Consider the following 22,553-nt stretch of genomic DNA (forward strand, 5'->3'; position numbering starts at 1 on the left):
AGGCCAACCTGGTGAGAATTAGGGCCTGCCTGACGGCAGGCCGTTACCGGCCCGCACACAAAAAATCTGACAGTCCCGGCCCAGCGGGTTTCTTGTTTTTGCAGCGTGCGAATCAAAAATCCGCCAACTGCCACACCTCATACGCCGGTGTCTCGTAGGGGTGACTGAGTTTCAACGCAGCCACAACCGCCACAATCAACTCATCCGCCACCACCAGCTCAACCTTCCACTCTTCAACCACTTCAACCTGGCCCACCTGCCCGATAAACGGCTGACTGCCGTCCAACGCGCGGAATTGGCCCTGGCCCAGCACTTGCCAGGCGCAGCTGTCGTAGTTGCCGATGCGCCCGCCACCCGCTGCGAAGACAGCGGTTTTCACCGTCTCCACGTGGCTGTCGGGCACGAAGAAGCTGAGCTTGTACACGGCCTTAGTTCACCCACACGCGGGCGTTGCGGAACATGCGCATCCAGGCGCCGTCTTCGTTCCACTCTTCCGGACGCCACGAGTTCTGCACGGCGCGGAATACACGCTCCGGGTGCGGCATCATGATGGTCACGCGACCGTCGCGGCTGGTAAGGCCGGTGATCCCGCGCGGCGAGCCGTTCGGGTTGGCCGGGTAAGTCTCGGTGACCTTGCCGTGGTTGTCGACGAAACGCAGGGCGACGGTGCCGGACAGGTCAGCTTCAAGCAAGGCTTCTTCACTGGCGAACTCGGCATGGCCTTCACCGTGGGCAATGGCGATCGGCATGCGCGAACCGGCCATGCCTTGCAGGAAGATCGAGTTGGACTCCTGCACCTGCACCATGGCAACACGGGCTTCGAACTGCTCGGAACGGTTGCGCACAAAGTGCGGCCAGAACTCGCTGCCCGGGATCAGTTCGCTGAGGTTGGACATCATCTGGCAACCGTTGCACACACCCAGGGTAAAGCTGTCGTTGCGCTCGAAGAAGCCCTGGAACGCATCGCGCGCACGGCTGTTGAACAGGGCCGACTTGGCCCAGCCTTCACCGGCACCCAGCACGTCGCCGTAGGAGAAACCGCCGCAGGCCACCAGGCCCTTGAACTCGTTGAGGTCAACGCGACCGGCGAGGATGTCGCTCATGTGCACGTCGATCGCATTGAAGCCAGCGCGATCGAACGCCGCCGCCATTTCCACCTGGCCGTTGACGCCCTGCTCACGCAGTACGGCAACTTGTGGACGAATGCCTTTCTTGATGTAAGGCGCGGCGATGTCCTGGTTGACGTCGAAGCTGAGCTTGGTGCTCAGGCCCGGGTTGTCTTCTTCCAGGATCACGTCGAATTCCTGCTCGGCGCAGTCGGCGTTGTCACGCAGGCGTTGGATCTGGTAGCTGGTCTCGGCCCACTGGCGTTGCAGCAAGCGGCGCTGGCCGGCAAACACCGTGTCGCCATTGAACGAGATGTTGATCTCGCCGTTGTTGATCGGCTGGCCGATCACCGCCACGCAGTCGTCCAGGCCAGCGGCGCTGAATTGGGCGAGTACGTCCGGGGTCGCGTCCTGGCGAACCTGGATCACTGCGCCCAGCTCTTCGTTGAACAGGATGCCGTTGATCTCGGACGCATCCTCGGCAACGCTGTCGAGCACGATATTCAGGCCGCAGTGACCGGCGAAGGCCATCTCGACAACGCTGGTCAGCAAGCCACCATCGGAACGGTCGTGGTAAGCCAGCAGGTGACCGTCGGCGTTGAGGCCCTGGATCACGGCAAAAAAGGCTTTGAGGTCTTCGGCGTCATCGACGTCCGGAGCCTGCTTGCCGAGCTTGCCATGGGTCTGCGCCAGGATCGACGCGCCCATGCGGTTCTGGCCACGGCCCAGGTCGATCAGGATCAGGTCGGTGGTGCCCTTGTCCATGCGCAGTTGCGGGGTCAGGGTCTGGCGGATGTCGGTAACCGGTGCAAAACCGGTGACGATCAGCGACAGCGGCGAGGTGACTGTCTTGTCGACGCCGTCTTCGTTCCAACGGGTGGCCATGGACATGGAGTCCTTGCCCACCGGAATGGTGATGCCCAGCTCAGGGCACAGTTCCATGCCGACCGCCTTGACGGTGTCGTACAGGCGCGCATCTTCACCCGGGTGGCCGGCAGCGGACATCCAGTTGGCCGACAGCTTGATGTCGGACAGCTTGCCGATGCGCGACGCCGCGATGTTGGTGAGGGTTTCACCGATTGCCATGCGGCCTGACGCCGGCGCATCCAGCAGGGCCAGCGGCGTACGTTCGCCCATGGCCATGGCTTCACCGGTGTAGACGTCGAAGCTGGTGGCGGTGACGGCAACGTCAGCCACCGGCACTTGCCACGGGCCGACCATCTGGTCACGTGCCACAAGGCCGGTGATGGTGCGGTCGCCGATGGTGATCAGGAAGCTCTTGCTCGCCACGGCCGGGTGGTGCAGCACGCGTTCGATGCTGTCGGCCAGTTCAAGTTGGCTTGGGTCGAAGTCATCGCCCAGCTCGGCTTCACGTACCGCCGAACGGTGCATGCGCGGGGCTTTGCCCAGCAGCACTTCAAGCGGCATGTCCACCGGGCTGTTGCCGAAGTGGCTGTCGGTGACGGTAAGCTGCGGTTCGGCAGTGGCTTCGCCGACCACGGCAAACGGGCAGCGCTCGCGTTCGCAGATGGCCTGGAAGCGCGCGAAGTCTTCTGTGCCAACCGCCAGTACGTAGCGTTCCTGGGATTCGTTGCTCCAGATTTCGTGCGGGGCCATGCCCGGCTCGTCGTTTGGAATGTTGCGCAGTTCGAAGCGGCCACCCCGGTCGCCATCGTTGACCAGTTCCGGGAAGGCATTGGACAAACCGCCCGCGCCGACGTCGTGGATGAAGCTGATCGGGTTCTTGTCACCCAACTGCCAGCAACGGTCGATGACTTCCTGGCAGCGGCGTTCCATCTCCGGGTTTTCGCGCTGTACCGAAGCGAAGTCCAGGTCTGCCGAGCTGGTGCCGGTGGCCATGGAGGACGCCGCGCCGCCGCCGAGGCCGATCAGCATCGCCGGGCCGCCGAGCACGATCAGCTTGGAGCCGACCAGGATCTCGCCTTTCTTGACGTGTTCTTCACGGATGTTGCCCATGCCGCCGGCCAACATGATCGGCTTGTGGTAGCCGCGCACTTCATCGCCACGCGGGGTGGTGATGGATTGTTCGAAGGTCCGGAAGTAACCGGTCAGCGCCGGACGCCCGAATTCGTTGTTGAACGCAGCGCCGCCCAGCGGGCCTTCGATCATGATGTCCAGCGCGGTGACGATGCGCTCAGGCTTGCCGTACGGCACTTCCCACGGCTGTTCGAAACCCGGGATCTGCAGGTTGGACACGGTGAAACCGGTGAGGCCCGCCTTGGGCTTGGCGCCGCGACCGGTAGCACCTTCGTCGCGAATTTCGCCGCCGGAACCGGTGGCTGCGCCCGGGAACGGGGCAATCGCGGTCGGGTGGTTGTGGGTCTCGACCTTCATCAGGATGTGCACCGGCTCCTGGACCGCGCCGTACTGGCGGGTCTCAGGGTCCGGGAAGAAACGGCCGGCGACGGAGCCGACGATCACCGAGGCGTTGTCCTTATAAGCAGAAAGAACCCCTTCGCTGTGCATCACGTAGGTGTTCTTGATCATGCCGAACAGGCTTTTTTCCTGGCTTTCGCCGTCGATGTCCCAGCTGGCGTTGAAGATCTTGTGACGGCAGTGCTCGGAGTTGGCCTGGGCGAACATCATCAGTTCGATGTCGTGCGGGTTGCGCTTCAAGCCGTTGAAGGCGTTGACCAGGTAGTCGATCTCGTCTTCGGCCAGGGCCAGGCCCAGCTCGGTGTTGGCCTTCTCGAGGGCGGCGCGGCCACCGCCGAGCACGTCAATCGCGGTCAGCGGCTTGGGCTCGGCATGGCTGAACAGGCCGGCAGCCTGTTCCAGCTGGCTGACGATGATCTGGGTCATGCGGTCGTGCAGGCTGCTGGCGATCAGCTCGGCCTCGGCATCGCTGAACTGGCCCGCGACGTAGAAAGCGATACCACGCTCCAGACGCTGGATTTTCTCCAGGCCGCAGTTACGGGCGATATCGCTGGCCTTGCTCGACCAGGGCGAGATGGTGCCGAACCGTGGCAGCACCAGGAACAAGCGGCCATCAGGCTCTTGGACCGGAACGCTTGGGCCGTACTTCAGAAGGCGTGCGAGCACTTGCTGTTCGTCGGCGTTCAACACGCCGGTAACGTCGGCGAAGTGAGCAAATTCAGCGTACAGGCCTGTAACAGCTGGAACCTTCTGGCTCAGTTGCTCAAGGAGCTTGCTGTGGCGAAAGGCAGAAAGGGCAGGAGCGCCGCGCAGGATCAACATCTTCGGGACAGCCTCGGGAAGGGGGTGTGCTTTGAGGCCGTGCATTCTAGCGTAAACCGCCGCCAACGGCACCCGAAACGCTACCGGTGGCTGCCGCCGAACGTCAGTTGGCCGGATTGCACCCCTTTCGCCGGGTCATGAGGGGCATTCGGCGCAGTTATTTTAACCGTCACAATCCCTCGCCAAGCCGCGTTTCTGCGGGTTGCAGCACAGTTTTGCCGGCGCTAGCAGACAACGCCCACGCTGTCGAGATATGGCGCCGTGGGCCGTTTGCGTATACTGCGCAGATGTTCTCCCCAACGGCTTTGCGACCGCGATGCGCCAAATGGCTCATCGCCACCGGACTCTTCCTGATGCTCAGCGCCTGTGTTGATAAACCCAGCACGCTCGAGCGAATCAAGGAGGATGGCGTCTTGCGGGTGATCACCCGGAACAGCCCGGCGACTTATTTCCAGGACCGCAACGGTGAAACCGGTTTCGAGTACGAACTGGTCAAGCGCTTCGCCGACGACCTGGGCGTGAAGCTGGAGATCGAGACCGCCGACAACCTCGACGACCTGTTCGGCCAGTTGGGCAAACCCAACGGCCCGGTCCTCGCCGCCGCCGGCCTGGTCAGCAGCGAACAGCGCAAGGCGCAGGTACGTTTCTCCCACCCTTACCTGGAAGTCACTCCGCAGATCATCTACCGCAATGGCCAGTCCCGCCCGACGAACGCGGCGGACCTGGTGGGCAAGAAGATCATGGTGCTCAAGGGCAGCACCCACGCCGAACAATTGGCGGCGCTGAAGAAGCAGAATCCTGCAATTGAATACGAAGAATCCGACGCCGTTGAGGTAGTCGACCTGCTGCGCATGGTGGACGAGGGGCAAATCGATCTGACCCTGGTGGACTCCAACGAAGTGGCGATGAACCAGGTGTACTTCCCCAACGTACGCGTGGCGTTCGACCTGGGCGACGCCAGCAACCAGAGCTGGGCTGTCGCTGCCGGTGATGACAACAGCCTGCTCAACGAGATCAACAGTTACCTGGATAAAGTCGAGAAGAACGGCACGTTGCAGCGTCTGAAAGACCGCTACTACGGGCACGTCGACGTGCTCGGCTATGTGGGTGCCTACACCTTCGCCCAGCATCTGCAGCAGCGTTTACCCAAGTACGAGAAACACTTCCGCGCCTATGCCAAGGAAGAAAAGGTCGATTGGCGCCTGCTGGCCGCCATCGGCTATCAGGAATCGCTGTGGCAGCCGGCCGTCACCTCCAAGACCGGCGTGCGTGGCCTGATGATGCTGACCCAGAACACCGCCCAGGCCATGGGCGTGTCCAACCGCCTGGATCCCAAGCAAAGCATCATGGGCGGCGCCAAATACCTGGCCAAGATCAAGGATGAACTGGACGACAGCATCGCCGAACCGGATCGCACCTGGTTCGCCCTCGCCGCCTACAACGTTGGCACCGGCCACCTGGAGGATGCGCGCACGCTGGCCAAGCGCGAAGGCCTGAACCCGAACAAGTGGCTGGATGTGAAAAAGATGCTGCCGCGCCTGTCGCAGAAGCAGTGGTACAGCAAGACCCGCTACGGCTATGCGCGAGGCGGTGAGCCGGTGCACTTTGTGGCAAACATCCGGCGTTACTACGACATCCTCACCTGGGTGACCCAGCCGCAGTTGGAGGGCAACCAGGTGGTCGAAGGCAACTTGCATGTGCCGGGTATCGACAAGACCAAGCCGCCGGAAGACAACCCACAGTTGTAAGAACACAGCAAAACCCAGTGGGAGGGGGCTTGCACCCCGATAGCGGTGTGTCAGCTACAAATAAGCTGACAGATACATTGCAATCGGGGGCAAGCCCCCTCCCACATTTTGATTTCTATTTGGATTAGAGACCGGTGAGCAGATGGACTACGCCGCCTGTTAACACCATCACCCCTGCGACACCGGCCGCCTTCAAAGCCACCTCATCCAACCGCCCCGCATCCTGCAACTGCACCCGCACCCGCGTCAGCGCCACACGCTGCTGCGTTTTGAGGTTGTCCGCGCCACCCAACGCGCTGATTACTTCGGCCGGCAATAGACTCTGCGTCGGTGTTGCTACGGTCTCGGCAATCAAATCCGGCGTCAGGGCTTTCCAGAACGCCCGCTGTAATTTCTCGAACATGCTCAAAGCTCCATGACAGGTGAGGTTTCAACGGTGGCTGCGTGATATTGGCGCAAGGCCTCACGCACCTGGGCGGCTTCTTCCAGGCCCAGTACCTGACGGGCGATGATCTGGCAGTCGGCCAGGTCCAGTTCGCGCACGGTGGCCTTGATGGTGGGGATCAACGGCACGCTGACCGACAACTCGTCCACGCCCAGCCCGATCAGCACCGGCACGGCCAGCGCTTCGGAAGCCAGCGCACCGCACACCCCCACCCACTTGCCATGGGCATGGGCGGCCTTGACCGTGGTGGCGATCAGGCGCAGCACCGCCGGGTGGAAACTATCGGCCTGGTTGGCCAGGCGCGGGTGGTCGCGGTCCATGGCCAGGGTGTATTGGGTCAGGTCGTTGGTGCCGATGGAGAAAAAGTCCACATGGGGCGCGAACACATCCGCCATCAGCGCGGCGGACGGCACTTCTATCATGATGCCCAGCTTCGGCAGCTCGGTAAGCCCCAGCGCCAGTGCTTCCTCTTCAAGCATCCTGCGGGCCAGGTGCAGCTCCGACAGCAGGCTGACCATCGGCAACATGATGTGCAGCCGCGCAAAGCCTGCGCTGGCGAGGATCGCACGGAATTGTTCGCGCAGCAGCTCAGGACGCTCCAGGCACAGGCGGATACCGCGCAGGCCGAGGAACGGGTTGGTTTCGGCGTCCATCGGCACATAGGCCAACGGCTTGTCGCCGCCGACGTCCAGGGTGCGCACCACCAGGTTGCGCTCGGTGCCCAGGGCACGGGCGATGGCGGTGTAGGTGGCCGCTTGTTCATCGGGGCCTGGCGCACGGTTGCGATCCAGGTAGAGGAATTCCGAGCGCAGAAGGCCGACACCTTCGCCACCCAGGGTCAGGGATTGCTCCACCTCCTGCAACGAGGCCACGTTGGCGGTGACTTCGACGTGATGGCCATCGCGGGTGGTGGCGGACAAAGACGCCTGTGCCACATCGCGCTGATGGCGGAGCGCCTGTTGCTTGCGCGCAATGTCCAGTCGCTCGATTTCGGCCAGGTCCGGCTCCAGGTGCAACTCGCCCTTGTCGGCGTCGAGCAACACCTGTTTGCCATTGGCCAGCCCCAGTACCTCGGTTGGAACACCGCAAATGGCCGGTAGGCCGAGGGCGCGGGCAAGGATGGCGGCATGGCTGGTCGCGCCGCCGCCAACGGTGACGAACCCCAGCACTTTGCGGGTATCCAGGCTGGCCGTCTGCGAAGGGGTCAATTGCTCGGCGATCAGGATCGCGCGCTCCGGCAAGTCCCAGGCGTTGTCCTGAATGCCCAGGATCAGTTTCAGCACACGCTGGCCGACGTCGGCCAGGTCAGCCGCGCGCTCGGCGATCAGCGCGTTGCCCAGCCCCTGGAATAGCTTGACGGTCGCGAGCGTCGCACTGTTCCAGGCAAACGCGGCGCTCTTGCCCTCCGCCAACAAACGGTGGGCTTGTTCCAGCAAGGTCGGGTCTTCAAGCAATTCCTGGTGAGCGCGGAAAATCTCGGCCTGGGCACTGCCGGCAGCCTTGTCCCGTAACGCCTGCAATGCCTCAGTGGCAGCCAGCAGGCCACGCGCCAAGGCAGCACGTTCGGTGGCTTCCCCCGTGCCTTGCTCAATGATGGTCAGTTCAGGCTCAGTCACTTGAACGACCTGGCCAAACGCCGAACCCGGCGATGCACACACACCCCGCAGCACGGTCGCCGACGACTGAATTTCGACGGGCTCGGCAACGCTCGCAATTACCTCGCCACAACCTTCAGCCAACAAGGCCACCAGCGCCTTGATCGCCTCTTCGGCATCTTGCCCTGCTGCGCTCACCTGCAAGCTGTCGCCCTGTACCGTTTGCAACGCCATGATTGCCACCAGCGACTTGGCGTTGGCGCTCTGGATTTGCTTGTGCAGGTAGATGCTCGCCTTGAACCCCTTCGCCGCCTGGGCGAACACCGCCGCCGGCCGGGCGTGCAAACCGTTGGCATTGGGTAAGGTCAACGGCTTGGAGAACAGCGCATCGCCCTCCTCCTCGTCCACTGCGCCAACGGCTTCACCGGGGGATAACTGCAGCAACGGCTGGCCGACCTCCACACCATCGGTGGCCAACACACTGAACGGCTCGCCGCTGACCACCAGCATCAAGGTCAGCAGACTGCGCGCATGGAGCGCCACGTAGTCGGCATCGAATTCGATCAACGGCTGCCCGGCCTCCACCCGCTGGCCTTCCTGCACCAACCGGGTGAAGCCCTTGCCCGCCAGGTTCACGGTGTCCAGGCCAATGTGCATGAGCACCTGGACGCCGTTGTCGTCGGTGATGCTGACGGCATGACCACTGTCCTGGATATTGCTGATCGTCCCGGCCAATGGCGCGCAGAGGGTCTGCGACGTGGGGTCGATGCACAGGCCATCGCCGATCAGGCGGCTGGAGAAGACCGGGTCGGGCACCTTGTCCAGCGCCAGCAGCACACCCGACAAGGGCGCCAGTAATTCCAGGGGTTGAGTTGTGGTCATGACTTCACCTGTTGTTTTGTTCCGTAGATATCATTGAGCGGAGGAAGGGTCACTTCCACCAATACTCAACCTGCACACCAACGTTCGACCCATGCCGCGCCGTGCCATACGAGCCGGTATCGGACAACGCCGACCCCGCCGCCAATTCATTCGCCGCACGTTTGGCCGCTTCGTTCCAGGTGGCATAGGTGTAGTACAAGCGCACCTCCGGCCGCGCCCAGAAATCCGGGCCTTTGGGCGACCAGGTCGGAGCGAAGGTGAATTTGCTCAGTTTGCGCGTCCCGCCCGTAGCCTCGACCTGATCATGCCCAAGCTCGGCGACCAGTTTGAACTGTTCGCTGATGGCGTACGCCGGACGCACACCGAGGGACATCCAGGTCTGGTCCTGGCTGCCCGGACGAATATCCTTCTGGTATACCGCTTCGATCTGCCCACCGAAACGCGGGGTCACCTGCCAATCGAAAAACTCCACGGCGCGGTAACTTTTGCTGCTGTTGTCCAGCAAGGTATTGCCGGTGTAACCCAGGCCGGTGCCGGGGCCTTCGCCGTACTGCAAGGCGAACTTGTTCTTGCCGCCCAGGAAAGGTTTTTGCACGTGCTGCGCGGTGAGCGCCCAACCGCTGTTGGTGTCGCGCCCGCCGGCTTTTTCGATGTAGCTCAGGCCCAGTTCCAGCTCGCCGCCAGGGTTGGTCTTGAAGCCCGCGACGTTGAAGTCGTGACGGGTGGCGTATTCCTTCTGGTACAGGTTGTCCTTGCGGGAAATGGCATAGCTGTACTTGAGGTCGCCGATCAGCACGTCCTCGATACCACCGCCCGTGGCGCTCTGGTTCCAGTAGTAGAAGTCAGAGATATGGATGTCGTTACGTTTGTAGTAACGCCGGCCGGCCCACAGCGAACCGCCATTAAGGGCTGGCAGGTTGGACCACTGCGCATACATCTGCGGCATGCGCGCGGTGCCGTTGTTTTCGCCCTGGAACTTCAGCGCGCGGTCGTACTTGTTGTAGAGCGATGCCATGGCATCGACGCTGAGCACCGAGCCGTCGTCGAGGGTGAGCAGGTCCTGGCGCAACTCCAGTTCGGCGTACTGCTCGCACTCGTTGCCCAGACGGTATTTGGTTTGCGCCCCGGGTAATTGGAAACACTGCTGTGGGCCACTGCCCGTCGACGTCCCCGCGCCACTGCGCACGTAACCCGCAAATTCCAAGGCTTGAACGCCAAGAGGCAGGCTTAGACAAGACGCAACGAGGCCCAGCTTTATTGTTGTTTTCATAAAGCACTCCGATATTTTTATTATGTTTTTTGCAGCGCCCCGTGCTCCCACACGGGGTTACAGCGGGTCTCAGTCCTTGAGGTGCAGCACGAACGATTCGTAAGGGCGTAATGCAACCGTGCCCGTTCGCGCCGGGCAGTGGGGGTAGTTACTGATCAGCAGGCGTTGTTCAGTCGCCTGGTTGATCACGTTGTCCGGCAGTTGGATTTCGCAGGGCGTGCCGTAGAAGTTGTTCAGCACCAGCAGGCGTTCGCCATGGCCTTCGCGCAGGTACGCCCAGACTTGCGAGTGGCCTTGCAGCAGCTCGCGATAAATACCTTCCTGGATCAGCGGTTCATGACGGCGCAACGCAATCAATGCGCGGTAGTGATGCAGCACGGACTCGGGGTCATCCCGTTGGCTTTCGACGTTGATGATGGAGGCATTGGCCGGAATGCCGATCCAGGGTTCTCCGCTGCTGAAACCGGCATTCCTGTCGGCATTCCACTGCATCGGCGTACGGCCGTTATCGCGGGACTTCTGCATGATCGCCGCCATGCTCGACGCCTCGGATTCCCCCGCATCACGCTTGAGTCGGAAGATGTTCAGGGTCTCCACATCGCGGTACTGTTCGATCCGGTCAAAGCCCGGATTGGTCATGCCCAGTTCTTCGCCCTGGTACACATACGGCGTGCCCTGGAGAAAGTGCAGCGCGGTGGCGAGCATCTTGGCCGAGACCACGCGATGTTCACCGTCATTGCCGAAACGCGAGACCACCCGCGGCTGGTCGTGGTTACACCAGAACAGCGCGTTCCAGCCGCCACCGGCCTGCATGCCCAACTGCCAGTCAGAGAAGATCTGCTTGAGCTGCAGGAAGTCGAAGTCAGCCTTCACCCACTTCTGCAGGTTCGGGTAATCGACTTTCAGGTGATGAAAGTTGAAGGTCATCGACAGTTCTTTCGACGCGGGATTGGAGTAGCGAATGCAGTGCTCGAGGCTGGTGGACGACATCTCGCCGACATTGATCAGGTCATGTCCCTCGAAGACTTCGCGGTGCATTTCCTGCAGATATTCATGCACGTTCGGGCCGTCGGTGTAGAAACGGCGGCCGTCGCTGGTGTCCTCGGGGAAATCGGCGGGCTTGGAGATCAGGTTGATCACATCCAGGCGGAAACCGCCCACGCCCTTGTCGCGCCAGAAGCGCATCAGCTTGAACACCTCGGCGCGCACCTTGGGATTGTCCCAATTCAGGTCGGCCTGGGTGTGGTCGAACAGGTGCAGGAAGTACTGGCCGGTTTGCGCCTCGTACTCCCAGGCCGAGCCGCCGAACTTGGATTCCCAGTTGTTCGGCTGGTCGCGCCAGATGTAGAAGTCGCGGTACGGATTGTCCAGGCTGCTGCGTGCCTGCTGGAACCATTCGTGCTCGATGGAGGTGTGGTTGACCACGATGTCGAGCATCAGCTTGATGCCGCGCTTGGCCGCTTCGCTGATCAGCAAGTCGCAGTCGGCCATGGTCCCGTAGCTGGGGTCGATGGCGTAGTAGTCGCTGATGTCGTAGCCGTTGTCGCGTTGCGGCGAGCGCAGGAATGGGGTGATCCACAGGCAGTCCACGCCCAGCCATTTGAGGTAGTCGAGCTTGTCCACGATGCCCAGCAGGTCACCGGTGGCGTTACCCGCGTGACTGTGGAAGCTTTTGGGGTAGATCTGGTAGATCACCGAGTGTTGCCAGTCTTGCATGGTGGGTTCCTTCAGTTGATTGCTGTGCAGGCCTTTCGGGCCTCATCGGGGGCAAGCCTCCTCCCACATTTGAAATGCGTTTCAATGTGGGAGGGGGCTTGCCCCCGATTGCGATGGTTCAGGCGACGCGATATCCAGGCCGAACAATTTTCATGCTCAACGCACAGGTCAGGACAAACGGCACCACGATCGCGATGACCATCCCGATAACAAAGCTGGGGATGTACTGCGGAATGATCGAAATGAATCCAGGCAAGCCACCGACGCCGATGGCCGACGCCTGCACCTTGTTCAGCGACAGGAAAATGCTGCCCAGCGCCGAGCCGAGCAGCGCTGCATAGAACGGGAACTTGAAGCGCAGGTTCACACCAAACATCGCAGGTTCAGTGATGCCGAAGTACGCGGAAATTGCCGAGGTCGAGGCCATGCTTTTGTCCCGTGCATTACGGGTGGTGTAGAACACCGCGAGCGCGGCGCTGCCCTGGGCCAGGTTGGACATGACGATCATCGGCCAGATGAAAGTGCCGCCCTGGGTGGAGATCAGTTGCAGGTCCACGGCGAGGAACATGTGGTGCATGCCGGTGATCACCAGCGGCGCATACAGCAGGCCGAAAATCGCCCCGCCGACCATCGGCGCCAGGTCAAACAGGGTGACCACGCCTTCGGTGATCAGGATGCCGAGGTGACGGGTCACCGGGCCGATGATGGCCAGGGCCAGCACGCCGGTCACAACGATGGTGGTGATCGGCACGACCAGCAGTTGAATCGCGTTGGGCACCCGCGCCCGCAGCCATTTCTCGATGACGCTCATCACGTAGGCCGCCATCAGGATCGGCAGGATCTGCCCCTGGTAACCGACTTTTTCAATCTTGAACCAACCGAAGATATCGAAGTACGGCAGGCTCTGGCCGTCGAGACCAGCCACCGCCTTGCCGTAGTTCCAGGCGTTGAGCAGGTCCGGGTGCACCAGCATCAGGCCGAGCACGATGCCGAGGATTTCGCTGCCGCCAAACCGCTTGGCCGCCGACCAGCCCACCAGGGCCGGCAGGAACACAAACGAGGTGTTGGCCATCAGGTTGATCAGGCTCCACAGGCCATCCAGGTCCGGATAAGCCTCCAGCAGCGTCTTGCCCTCGATGAACATGCCCTTGGCGCCCATCAGGTTGTTCACGCCCATCAACAGGCCGGCGATGATCAGCGCGGGCAGGATCGGCATGAACACATCGGAGAACACCCGCACCAGGCGCTGCATGGCGTTGGTCTTGTCGGCGCCCTTCTTCTTCACGTCGGCGATGGTCGCGGCGGCGAGGCCGGTCTGTTCACGCAGGGCGGCGTAGACCTTCTCCACTTCGCCGGGGCCGATCACCACCTGGAACAGACCGCCGGTAAAGAACGAGCCCTTGACCAGATCCACCTGGTTCAGCGCGCTGCTGTTGACCAGGCTCGGGTCCTTGAGCGCCAGGCGCAGACGGGTCACACAGTGGGCAGCTTGCTCAAGGTTGTCGCTGCCCCCGAGGTTCTCGAGAATCTCGCGGGCGATATTGGAATAGTCGTGGCTCATGCTTGGGTTCCACTTTGGTTTTTTTTATTGGGGGCAGTCATTGGCAGCACGCCGAGGGCAAAAGTACTCGTCTGTACGAGTTAAAGCAACAACTCGTCTGTACGAGTTACATATTGTTTATCTTTTGTAGGACAGCGCGTCGCTGCAAGCCGCATGAACCAAGGGTCTAATGGACAAACCGCCTCTCTGCCACTAAGGTTCCTGCCTTGACCGCAACCCCGGCAAAGAGCCATCCCCATGAGCAAATACAACCAGATCTATACGGATCTGCTTGCCAGCATCACCACTGAACGCCTGCAACGCGGCACGCGCCTCCCCTCCGAAACCGAACTGATGGACAGCTACCAGGCCAGCCGAGGCACCGTGCGTCGCGCCATCGAGCAGTTGCAGGAGCGCGGGTTTGCGCAAAAGATCCACGGCAAGGGCACGTTCGTGTTGTCGCCCAACCCGATCGAGTTCCAATTGGGCGGCATCGTCAGCTTCCACGAAACCCATGCCGACCTGGGCGACGACGTACGCACCGAAGTGGTCGAATTCACTCAGTTCCCACTGGAAGACTCACTGCTGCAACACATCGAAGCCGAACCCGGCACCCTGATCACCCGCATCAAACGGGTACGGCGCATCGGCGGCAAACGGGTGATCCTCGACATCAACCACTTCGTGGCCGACGTGATCCCCGGCCTGGACCGCTCGATTGCCGAGCAGTCGATCTACGCGTTTATCGAACAGACGTTGCAGCTGCAAATCGCCTACGCCCAACGCACCATCGAAGCCCTGCCGCGCGGCAAGGACGACCAGACGCACCTGGACCTTGAGGGTCAGAGCCATGTGATCGTGGTGAGCAACCAGACGTTTTTGCAGGACGGGCGGCAGTTCGAGTACACCGAGTCGCGGCATACGTTGGATAAGTTTTATTTTTCGGATATTGCGCGGCGGTAAACAAACACCAAAAGCACAAAACCCCGGCACATGACCGGGGTTTTGTTATTCAACGCTCACCTGCTACCGCAGGATCACTCCCACTCAATCGTCGCCGGCGGCTTGCTCGACACGTCATACGTCACGCGCGAAATGCCTTCGATCTCATTGATAATACGGCCACTGACGGTCTCCAGCAGTTCGTATGGCAGGTGCGCCCAACGGGCGGTCATGAAGTCGATGGTTTCCACCGCACGCAGGGCCACGACCCATGCGTAACGACGGCCGTCACCGACCACGCCAACCGATTTCACCGGCTGGAACACCACGAACGCCTGGCTGACTTTGTGGTACCAGTCGGCCTTGCGCAGTTCTTCGATAAAGATGTGGTCGGCGCGACGCAGCAGGTCGGCGTATTCCTTCTTCACTTCACCGAGGATCCGCACGCCCAGGCCCGGGCCCGGGAATGGGTGGCGGTAGACCATGTCGTACGGCAGGCCCAGTTCCAGGCCCAAGCGGCGGACTTCGTCCTTGAACAGTTCGCGCAGCGGTTCGACCAGCTTGAGGTTCATTTCCTCCGGCAGGCCACCCACGTTGTGGTGGGACTTGATCACGTGGGCCTTGCCGCTCTTGGCGCCGGCCGACTCGATCACGTCGGGGTAGATGGTGCCCTGGGCGAGGTACTTGATGTTGTCCAGTTTGCTGGACTGGGCATCGAACACGTCGATGAAGGTGCGACCGATGATCTTGCGCTTCTTCTCCGGGTCGGACTCGCCGGCCAGGTTGTTGAGGAACTGGTCCTCGGCGTTGGCGCGGATCACCTTGACGCCCATGTTCTCGGCGAACATGGCCATCACCTGCTCGCCTTCGTGCAGGCGCAGCAGGCCGTTGTCGACGAATACGCAAGTCAGCTGGTCGCCGATGGCTTTGTGCAGCAGGGCTGCGACCACGGAGGAGTCAACACCGCCGGACAGGCCGAGCAAGACGTTATCGGTGCCGACCTGGGCGCGAACCTGGGCGATGGCATCTTCAGCAATCTTGGACGGCGTCCACAGGGCCTCACACTCGCAGATGTCGAGGATGAAGCGCGACAGGATGCGGCCGCCTTGCTTGGTGTGGGTCACTTCCGGGTGGAACTGCACGCCGTAGTAGCGGCGCTCGTCGCTGAACATGCCGGCGATCGGGCAGCTCGGGGTGCTGGCCAGGATGTGAAAGTCCTGCGGCATTTTGGTGACCTTGTCACCATGGCTCATCCATACGTCGAGGCCGAACAGGCCGTCGGCGTCGACGTGGTCTTCGATGCCGTCCAGCAGGCGGCTCTTGCCGACCACGTCGACACGGGCATAACCGAATTCACGCAGCTCGGAACCTTCAACCTTGCCGCCCAGTTGCTCGGCCATGGTCTGCATGCCGTAGCAGATACCGAAGACCGGTACGCCCAGGTCGAATACCGCTTGCGGGCAACGCGGGCTGTTGGCTTCGTGCACGGACTCGGGGCCACCGGCGAGGATGACGCCTTTCGGTGCGAATTCGCGGATCGCTTCGTCGTCCATGTCGAACGGATGCAGTTCGCAGTACACGCCGATTTCGCGCACGCGGCGGGCGATCAGCTGGGTGTACTGGGAACCGAAATCGAGGATCAGGATGCGGTGGGCGTGAATGTCGAGGGCCATGAAGTCAGTCTCGTCTAATGAATCAGAAACAACTCGGGGCTGAAGAACAGCCCCGGTTACTTAACATTTTGCTGGAAGCCTCAACCTACGCGGTAGTTTGGCGCTTCCTTGGTGATCTGCACGTCGTGGACATGGGATTCAGCCATGCCGGCGCCGGTGATCCGTACGAACTCTGGCTTGGTGCGCATTTCTTCGATGTCGGCGCTGCCGGTGTAGCCCATCGAGGAACGCAGGCCGCCCATCAGTTGATGGATGATCGCGCTCAGGGTGCCTTTGTAAGGAACACGGCCCTCGATGCCTTCCGGGACGAGCTTCTCGGCGCCTGCCGAGGAGTCCTGGAAGTAACGGTCGGAAGAACCTTGCGCCTGGGACATGGCGCCCAGCGAACCCATGCCACGGTAAGCCTTGTAGGAACGACCCTGGAACAGTTCGATCTCGCCTGGCGCTTCTTCGGTACCGGCGAACATCGAGCCCATCATCACGCAGGAAGCACCGGCTACGATGGCCTTGGACAGGTCACCGGAGAAACGGATGCCGCCGTCGGCGATCAACGGAACGCCGGTGCCTTCAAGGGCTGCGGCGACGTTGGCGATGGCGCTGATTTGCGGCACGCCGACACCGGCGACGATACGGGTGGTGCAGATCGAGCCAGGGCCGATACCGACCTTGACCGCATCGGCGCCCGCTTCGGCCAGGGCCTTGGCGGCTGCGCCGGTGGCGATGTTGCCGCCGATCACCTGTACTTCAGGGAAGTTCTGCTTGACCCAACGCACGCGGTCGATCACGCCTTTGGAGTGGCCGTGGGCCGTGTCGACCACCACCACGTCAACGCCGGCAGCGACCAGGGCCGAAACACGGTCGCCGGTATCTTTACCGGTACCGACGGCGGCACCAACGCGCAGACGACCTTGATCGTCCTTGCTGGCCAGCGGGTAAGCCTTGGCTTTTTCGATGTCGTTGACGGTCATCATGCCTTTGAGGGCGAATTTGTCGTCGACGATCAGCACGCGCTCGATGCGGTGCTTGTGCAGCAGCTCGCGCACATCGTTCTTGTCGGCGCCTTCCTTGACAGTGACCAGACGCTCTTTGGGCGTCATCACTTCACGGACGGTGACTTCAAGACGGTTCTCGAAACGTACGTCACGGGAAGTGACGATACCGACCAGGTCGCCATCGTGCAGTACCGGAACGCCGGAGATGTTGTGCAGGCGGGTCAGGTCGAACAGGTCGCGCACGGTGGCGTCGGCTTCGATGGTGATCGGATCTTTCACCACGCCGGCTTCGTAACGCTTGACCTTGCGCACTTCGGCAGCCTGCTGCTCGATGGTCATGTTCTTGTGGATGATGCCGATGCCGCCTTCCTGAGCCATGGCGATGGCCAGACGGGCTTCGGTGACGGTGTCCATGGCAGCGGAAACCAGGGGAATATTCAGCTCGATGCCACGGGTTAGGCGGGTCTTGAGACTGACTTCGTTAGGAAGCACCTCGGAATAACCGGGCACTAGGAGAATGTCGTCGAATGTCAGAGCTTCTTGGCTGATACGCAGCATCGCGGGGGCTCCCGAGCGGGAAAATGGAAGCGCGCCATTATATACATGCACCCTGTCGGGCTCAATGTAAAACTCTGACAAACTTGGGAATACTGATAGAAGGGTTACAACTCGACTTTGACCCAACTCATCTTCTGGTCCAGCCAATCGGCGAATTCGTCGATAAAACTTTGCTTGAACCCTGCCTCCGCCCAGTTGTTGAAGATAAATCCCAGGTTGGAAAACCCGCACTCCTGCAGGAACAGGAACCCGTTGATGTCGTCTTCATACCCACACAGCGGGCAGGTGAAGTTGTCGGTGTGGCCGGGCATCCAGTCTTCCAGGCTTTCGAACAGCGCTTCGCCGACTTCCTTGCGGCATTGCGGGCAACCGGCTTCTTCGAGAAAGCCCTTGGCCGGCGTGTAGATGCAGCGCTTGTAGATGATCTCCAGGCCATTGATCGGCTCGTTGAACGGCAGTGCCTGCGGGTAAAGCACCACGGCGCGGGCGCCATCGGCCAGGGCGTAGCCCATGCGGTTGCCGGTGCGGCCACAGGTGGTCAGCTCTTCCTTGATGATGTTCTTGCGCACCAGCCAGCGCACGATCGCCCGGGCGCGGGGTTCGTGGACGGGCAAGGTGGAGATTTTCGGGACAAGGATGCTTTGGGAGTTCATGGGAGTCCTGCGGTGTGGCGTCTGGCGTCATCGGGGGCAAGCCCCCCTCTCACATTTTGGGGCGGGTGAGGGCTTGCCCCCGAAGAGGCCGTGAAGGCAGGCAGCTTAATCCCTGAAAAAAACAGGTCAAGTACTCAAATACCGCCCGATCAATGCAATACCGCTGGCCAGCACCAACCACGTCACCAACCGCACAAACGCCTCACGCGACATGCGCATCGTCAACCGGCGCCCACACCACAGCCCCATGGCCATCGCCGGCAACAGGCAAAGCGCCAACATCAGCAGCGGCAGGTCCGCGTACACCCCGGCAATCAGGAACAGGCTCAAGCGCACCACCGTGCTGCAACTGATCAACGCACTCTGGGTGGCGCGCGCCGCGTCTTTGGGGAGACGGCTATTCAGATAGATCGCATAGAGAAAGCCGCCACTGCCAAACAACGCACCAAACAATCCGCCCACCGTGCCCATGGGTATTGACCACCTGGCAGCGAGCTGCGTCGGCCGCGCCTTCACCGCCAGGCTATAGATCGCATAGGCACTGATAAACAGGCCCATCAACAACAGCAAAAGGTCCGAATGCAGGTTGAGCAAAAACACCACGCCAAGTGTGCAGCCAATCGCCATGCACGGCAGCAAGCGCAGCAGCTCCGGCTTGTTCACATCGCGCCGCGACTGCAGCAGGTTGCCAAACGCCGCGACAAAATCCAGCAACACCAACAGCGGGATGATCTTCGACAACGGCATGAACAGGATCAGCAGCGGCCCCGCCACCAACGCGGTGCCAAATCCCGCGATACCGAACACGATATAGGCCACGACGATGCCCAGGCCGATCACCAGCCAATCCATCCCGCCAAACGACCACTGACTCATCAGCTCAACCGGGCTCATGGGGTATTCCTTGCAAGAGATGGCCATCACTTTAGCCATCGGTGAGGGATGCGACTAATATCTTCGAAACCCTCTACCTATCTCGAAAAGGCATGACGTGTGATATCCACCCGCCAACTGCGGTACTTCGTCGAAATCGCCGACAGCGGCAGCTTCAGTGCCGCCGCCGAGCGCCTGTTTGTGGCGCAGTCAGCCTTGAGCCGACAGATCAAGGAGCTGGAGACCCAGCTGAAAACCCCGTTGTTCGAGCGCACCGCACGTCAACCGCGCCTTACGGCCGCAGGTGAGGCCTTTTATCCGCGGGCCCGCAACCTGCTGAGTGAACTACTCAAGGCCAGCGAACTGGCGACCCAAGTGGGCAATGGCGAACTGGGCACGCTGCGCCTGAGCCATTCGAGCACTGTGCCGATGAGCGGCCCTGTGCTGCAGGGCATCAGCGCTTGGCTGGAACGCTGCCCTGGGGTGTCGATGGATATCGTCAAACTGTCCTCCGAAGCGCAGCTGGAAGAAATCGCCGACGGTCGCCTTGAGGTAGGCGTACTGCGCTTGCCGGTGCTGCGTCAGCGCGAGGGGGTTCGGGTGATACCTTTGTATAACGAGCAACTGTTGCTGGCCGTACCGCCCAACCATGCGTTAGCGCGTAGTCAGGCGCCCATCGAGCTAGGGCAATTGAAGGACGAAGCGTTTATTTCAATACCCCATCCCCAGCGCGGCGGCTTGAGCTATCTGTCAGCCGAGTTGTGCATGCGTGCCGGATTTTTCCCCAAGGCCGCGCGAGTGATGTCGCGCAAGACCACCCAGCTGCAACTGATCCAGGCCGGCTTCGGTATTGCCTTGTTACCAAAATCCATGCAGGACATCGCCCCCGCCAACGTGCACTTTTTGCCCCTGGCCGACCCGGACTGCCTCAGCACCGTGGCGTTGGCCTGCGCACAGGCGCCGAGCGCGCTGGTGGAGCAATTCTGCCAAACCTTGCACGAATGCCTATAAACTGCCGCCCATGATTAAAGATCCTTTTGCCCGTCTGGGCCTGGACCGCGAAGTCCTGACTGTCAGCCAGCTCAACGGCCGTGCGCGGGTGTTGCTGGAAGACGTGTTCACCAATATCTGGGTCGAAGGCGAGATCTCCAACCTCGCCCGCCCGGCTTCCGGTCATGTGTATTTCACCCTCAAGGACAGCGGCGCCCAGGTGCGTTGCGCGTTGTTTCGCAACAACGCTGCGCGGGTGCGCCAGGCGCTGAAGGATGGCCTGGCGGTGAAAGTGCGCGGCAAGGTCTCGCTGTTCGAGGGACGGGGCGACTACCAACTGATCCTCGATACCGTGGAGCCGGCCGGTGATGGGGCGTTGCGCCTGGCGTTCGATGCGCTGAAGGAAAAGCTCAGCGCCGAAGGGCTGTTCAGTGCCGAACGCAAGGTGCCGCTGCCGGCGCATCCTCGACGCATCGGCATTATCAGCTCGCCGACCGGCGCGGTGATCCGCGACATCATCAGTGTGTTCCGCCGCCGTGCGCCCAACATTGAACTGACCCTGATCCCCACCGCCGTGCAAGGCCGCGAAGCGATCCCGCAGATTGTGCGCGCGTTGAAACTCGCGGATGCCCGTGGCTTCGATGCGCTGATCCTGGCCCGTGGCGGCGGCTCGCTGGAAGACCTCTGGTGCTTCAACGAGGAAGCCGTGGCCCGTGCGGTGGACGCCTGCGTCACACCGATCGTCAGCGCCGTCGGGCATGAGACCGATGTGTCGATCAGCGACTTCGTGGCAGACGTGCGCGCTCCTACGCCCTCCGCCGCAGCCGAACTGCTCGCGCCAGACGCCAGCCACCTGGTGCGCCAGGTCGAAAACCTGCACCGCCGCCTGGTGCTGCTGATGCGCAATCGCCTGAGCCACGACCGCCTGCGCCTGGAAGGCATGGCCCGGCGCCTGCGTCACCCCGGCGAACGCCTGCGCCAGCAAGCCCAACGCCTGGACGACCTGGACATGCGCCTGCGCCGCGCCTTCGAGCGCAGCCTCAATACCCGCCGTGAACGCCTGATCCGCCTGGAAACGCGCCTTGCCGGCCAGCACCCGGGTCGCCAACTGGCACTGCTGCGCCAGCGCCTGGACAGCCTCGCCGAACGCCTGCCCCGCGCCATGCGCGAAGGCCTCAAGGCGCGGCGCCTGCAACTGCAAAGCCAGATGCAGACGCTGCATGTGGTCAGCCCGTTGGCGACCCTGGGCCGTGGCTACAGCATCCTGCTGGACGAGCGCGGACAGGCCATTCGCAATGCCGCGCAGACCCACACCGGCCAGCGCCTGACCGCGCGCCTCGGTGAGGGCCAATTGCAGGTGCGGGTGGAAGACAACCACCTGACACCCGTCACCCTTTCGTTATTGGATTGATCGATGCCACGTCTCTTCAGTGTGTTGATGCTGCTGTGCCTTGCCTTTAACGCGCAGGCCGACAGCTACATTTCCCGCACCCTCAATAAGCCCGTGCCTGGCGGGGTTGCCGTGGTCGAACTCGGTCCTTCCGCTGCCGCGCCCAAAGCCACGTACCAGGGCAAGCCTGTATTGGTGGTGAAAGAAGCGGACACCTGGCTGGCGATTGTCGGTATTCCGTTGACGGTCAAGCCGGGCAATGAGCGCATCAGCAGCGGCGGGCGCAACCTGCCGTTTATCGTCGGCTACAAAAAGTACCCGGAACAGCGCATCACCCTGAAAAACAAAAGCCAGGTAAACCCTGACCCTGCGCAGCTCAAGCGCATCGAAGGCGAATTGGCAGTGCAGCTCAAGGCCTACCGCAGTTTCAGCCCTAACCTGCCGAGCAACCTGGTGCTGGACAAACCGGTGAACGGGCCGCTGTCGAGCAAGTTTGGCGTGCGGCGGTTCTTCAACGGTGAAGAGCGCAACCCCCATTCTGGCCTGGACTTTGCCGTGCCGGCCGGTACGCCGATCAAAACGCCGGCCAATGGCAAAGTGATTCTGGTGGGCAACTACTTCTTCAACGGCAACACCGTGTTCGTCGACCATGGCCAAGGCTTTATCAGCATGTTCTGCCACATGTCGAAGATCGACGTGAAAGTGGGCGATCAGCTCACACGCGGCGCAGTGGTGGGCAAGGTCGGCTCGACTGGTCGGGCGACCGGGCCGCACATGCATTGGAACGTCAGCCTGAATGATGCGCGGGTTGATCCGGCGATCTTTATCGGCGCGTTCCAACCCTGAAAGGCTCGATTGCGCGCTCGACAACGGGCGCGCAATTAAATCCAGCCGCCAGACCATCTTCAGGCAATAAATCTCGTTTCACAGGTCAATAACAGAAGTTCTCTCAATTTTTAGC

At 61.6% G+C, this 22,553-nt stretch carries 16 protein-coding genes; 5 read left to right on the plus strand and 11 right to left on the minus strand.

The annotated features are described in order from the left end of the window. Positions 1-112: 112 nt before the first annotated feature. Positions 113-424, minus strand: coding sequence for a YqfO family protein (locus AC3WP7_RS28175; protein WP_015885716.1), 312 nt, complete (start codon positions 422-424; stop codon positions 113-115). 4 nt (positions 425-428) lie between these two features. After that, complete coding sequence (gene purL / locus AC3WP7_RS28180; protein ID WP_102591894.1) at positions 429-4,325, minus strand: phosphoribosylformylglycinamidine synthase; 3,897 nt, start codon at positions 4,323-4,325, stop codon at positions 429-431. Between the two features lie 287 nt (positions 4,326-4,612). Here purL and mltF point away from each other — a divergent pair, with 287 nt between their 5' ends. Next, entirely contained in the window at positions 4,613-6,073 is a 1,461-nt protein-coding gene (gene mltF / locus AC3WP7_RS28185) for a membrane-bound lytic murein transglycosylase MltF (protein ID WP_071489270.1), read from the plus strand. 124 nt (positions 6,074-6,197) lie between these two features. On the opposite strand, the gene AC3WP7_RS28190 is transcribed toward mltF, so the two are convergent. The 5 genes from AC3WP7_RS28190 to treP form a co-directional block, all read right to left on the minus strand. Further along, positions 6,198-6,476 carry a PTS sugar transporter subunit IIB gene (locus AC3WP7_RS28190; protein ID WP_071489269.1) on the minus strand — a complete coding sequence of 93 codons (279 nt, stop codon included), beginning with the start codon at positions 6,474-6,476 and terminating at the stop codon, positions 6,198-6,200. A gap of 2 nt (positions 6,477-6,478) precedes the next feature. Next, positions 6,479-8,995, minus strand: a complete 2,517-nt coding sequence (gene ptsP / locus AC3WP7_RS28195; protein WP_102591895.1) for a phosphoenolpyruvate--protein phosphotransferase — start codon at positions 8,993-8,995, stop codon at positions 6,479-6,481. Between the two features lie 49 nt (positions 8,996-9,044). Beyond that, positions 9,045-10,265: a maltoporin gene (locus tag AC3WP7_RS28200; RefSeq protein WP_093125005.1), complete on the minus strand. Its 1,221-nt coding sequence runs from the start codon at positions 10,263-10,265 to the stop codon at positions 9,045-9,047. A 69-nt stretch (positions 10,266-10,334) separates the two neighbouring features. After that, positions 10,335-11,981, minus strand: coding sequence for an alpha,alpha-phosphotrehalase (treC, locus tag AC3WP7_RS28205; protein WP_092246707.1), 1,647 nt, complete (start codon positions 11,979-11,981; stop codon positions 10,335-10,337). A 118-nt stretch (positions 11,982-12,099) separates the two neighbouring features. Next, a complete protein-coding gene (gene treP, locus AC3WP7_RS28210) occupies positions 12,100-13,542 on the minus strand; it encodes a PTS system trehalose-specific EIIBC component (RefSeq protein WP_093125001.1) in 1,443 nt (480 codons plus the stop codon). 237 nt (positions 13,543-13,779) lie between these two features. On the opposite strand from treP, the gene treR reads away from it, so the two are divergent. After that, a complete protein-coding gene (gene treR, locus AC3WP7_RS28215; RefSeq protein WP_102591896.1) occupies positions 13,780-14,484 on the plus strand; it encodes a trehalose operon repressor in 705 nt (234 codons plus the stop codon). A gap of 74 nt (positions 14,485-14,558) precedes the next feature. On the opposite strand, the gene guaA is transcribed toward treR, so the two are convergent. The 4 genes from guaA to AC3WP7_RS28235 all read right to left on the minus strand — a co-directional run bounded on the left by guaA (position 14,559) and on the right by AC3WP7_RS28235 (position 19,233). Continuing rightward, positions 14,559-16,136 carry a glutamine-hydrolyzing GMP synthase gene (gene guaA / locus AC3WP7_RS28220; protein WP_092249186.1) on the minus strand — a complete coding sequence of 526 codons (1,578 nt, stop codon included), beginning with the start codon at positions 16,134-16,136 and terminating at the stop codon, positions 14,559-14,561. Between the two features lie 80 nt (positions 16,137-16,216). Further along, on the minus strand, positions 16,217-17,686 hold the full coding sequence (gene guaB, locus AC3WP7_RS28225) for an IMP dehydrogenase (RefSeq protein ID WP_010207937.1): 1,470 nt from the start codon (positions 17,684-17,686) through the stop codon (positions 16,217-16,219). 104 nt (positions 17,687-17,790) lie between these two features. After that, positions 17,791-18,339, minus strand: coding sequence for a sugar ABC transporter ATPase (locus AC3WP7_RS28230; protein WP_093128416.1), 549 nt, complete (start codon positions 18,337-18,339; stop codon positions 17,791-17,793). A gap of 126 nt (positions 18,340-18,465) precedes the next feature. Continuing rightward, on the minus strand, positions 18,466-19,233 hold the full coding sequence (locus tag AC3WP7_RS28235) for a sulfite exporter TauE/SafE family protein (RefSeq protein ID WP_093128414.1): 768 nt from the start codon (positions 19,231-19,233) through the stop codon (positions 18,466-18,468). Between the two features lie 99 nt (positions 19,234-19,332). Between AC3WP7_RS28235 and AC3WP7_RS28240 the strand changes: the two genes are divergently transcribed. The 3 genes from AC3WP7_RS28240 to AC3WP7_RS28250 are packed head-to-tail and all read left to right on the plus strand — an operon-like array spanning position 19,333 to position 22,438. Next, the gene (locus tag AC3WP7_RS28240; protein WP_102591897.1) at positions 19,333-20,223 is read left to right on the plus strand and encodes a LysR family transcriptional regulator; all 891 of its coding nucleotides are present in this window, start codon (positions 19,333-19,335) and stop codon (positions 20,221-20,223) included. A gap of 10 nt (positions 20,224-20,233) precedes the next feature. Beyond that, positions 20,234-21,613: an exodeoxyribonuclease VII large subunit gene (gene xseA, locus AC3WP7_RS28245; RefSeq protein ID WP_102591898.1), complete on the plus strand. Its 1,380-nt coding sequence runs from the start codon at positions 20,234-20,236 to the stop codon at positions 21,611-21,613. 3 nt (positions 21,614-21,616) lie between these two features. Continuing rightward, complete coding sequence (locus AC3WP7_RS28250) at positions 21,617-22,438, plus strand: M23 family metallopeptidase (protein ID WP_071489255.1); 822 nt, start codon at positions 21,617-21,619, stop codon at positions 22,436-22,438. The last annotated feature ends 115 nt before the right edge of the window (positions 22,439-22,553 follow it).

The sequence above is a fragment of the Pseudomonas sp. FW305-3-2-15-C-LB1 genome, assembly GCF_058787615.1.

Bases quoted from the DNA above. Each gene is read 5' to 3' on its own strand.
- ptsP (WP_102591895.1), bottom strand. From the start codon at position 8,995: ATGACCACAACTCAACCCCTGGAATTACTGGCGCCCTTGTCGGGTGTG.
- xseA (WP_102591898.1), top strand. From the start codon at position 20,234: ATGATTAAAGATCCTTTTGCCCGTCTGGGCCTGGACCGCGAAGTCCTG.
- AC3WP7_RS28230 (WP_093128416.1), bottom strand. From the start codon at position 18,339: ATGAACTCCCAAAGCATCCTTGTCCCGAAAATCTCCACCTTGCCCGTC.
- AC3WP7_RS28235 (WP_093128414.1), bottom strand. From the start codon at position 19,233: ATGAGCCCGGTTGAGCTGATGAGTCAGTGGTCGTTTGGCGGGATGGAT.
- guaB (WP_010207937.1), bottom strand. From the start codon at position 17,686: ATGCTGCGTATCAGCCAAGAAGCTCTGACATTCGACGACATTCTCCTA.
- purL (WP_102591894.1), bottom strand. From the start codon at position 4,325: ATGTTGATCCTGCGCGGCGCTCCTGCCCTTTCTGCCTTTCGCCACAGC.
- guaA (WP_092249186.1), bottom strand. From the start codon at position 16,136: ATGGCCCTCGACATTCACGCCCACCGCATCCTGATCCTCGATTTCGGT.
- treR (WP_102591896.1), top strand. From the start codon at position 13,780: ATGAGCAAATACAACCAGATCTATACGGATCTGCTTGCCAGCATCACC.
- AC3WP7_RS28190 (WP_071489269.1), bottom strand. From the start codon at position 6,476: ATGTTCGAGAAATTACAGCGGGCGTTCTGGAAAGCCCTGACGCCGGAT.
- AC3WP7_RS28200 (WP_093125005.1), bottom strand. From the start codon at position 10,265: ATGAAAACAACAATAAAGCTGGGCCTCGTTGCGTCTTGTCTAAGCCTG.
- mltF (WP_071489270.1), top strand. From the start codon at position 4,613: ATGTTCTCCCCAACGGCTTTGCGACCGCGATGCGCCAAATGGCTCATC.
- treP (WP_093125001.1), bottom strand. From the start codon at position 13,542: ATGAGCCACGACTATTCCAATATCGCCCGCGAGATTCTCGAGAACCTC.
- treC (WP_092246707.1), bottom strand. From the start codon at position 11,981: ATGCAAGACTGGCAACACTCGGTGATCTACCAGATCTACCCCAAAAGC.
- AC3WP7_RS28250 (WP_071489255.1), top strand. From the start codon at position 21,617: ATGCCACGTCTCTTCAGTGTGTTGATGCTGCTGTGCCTTGCCTTTAAC.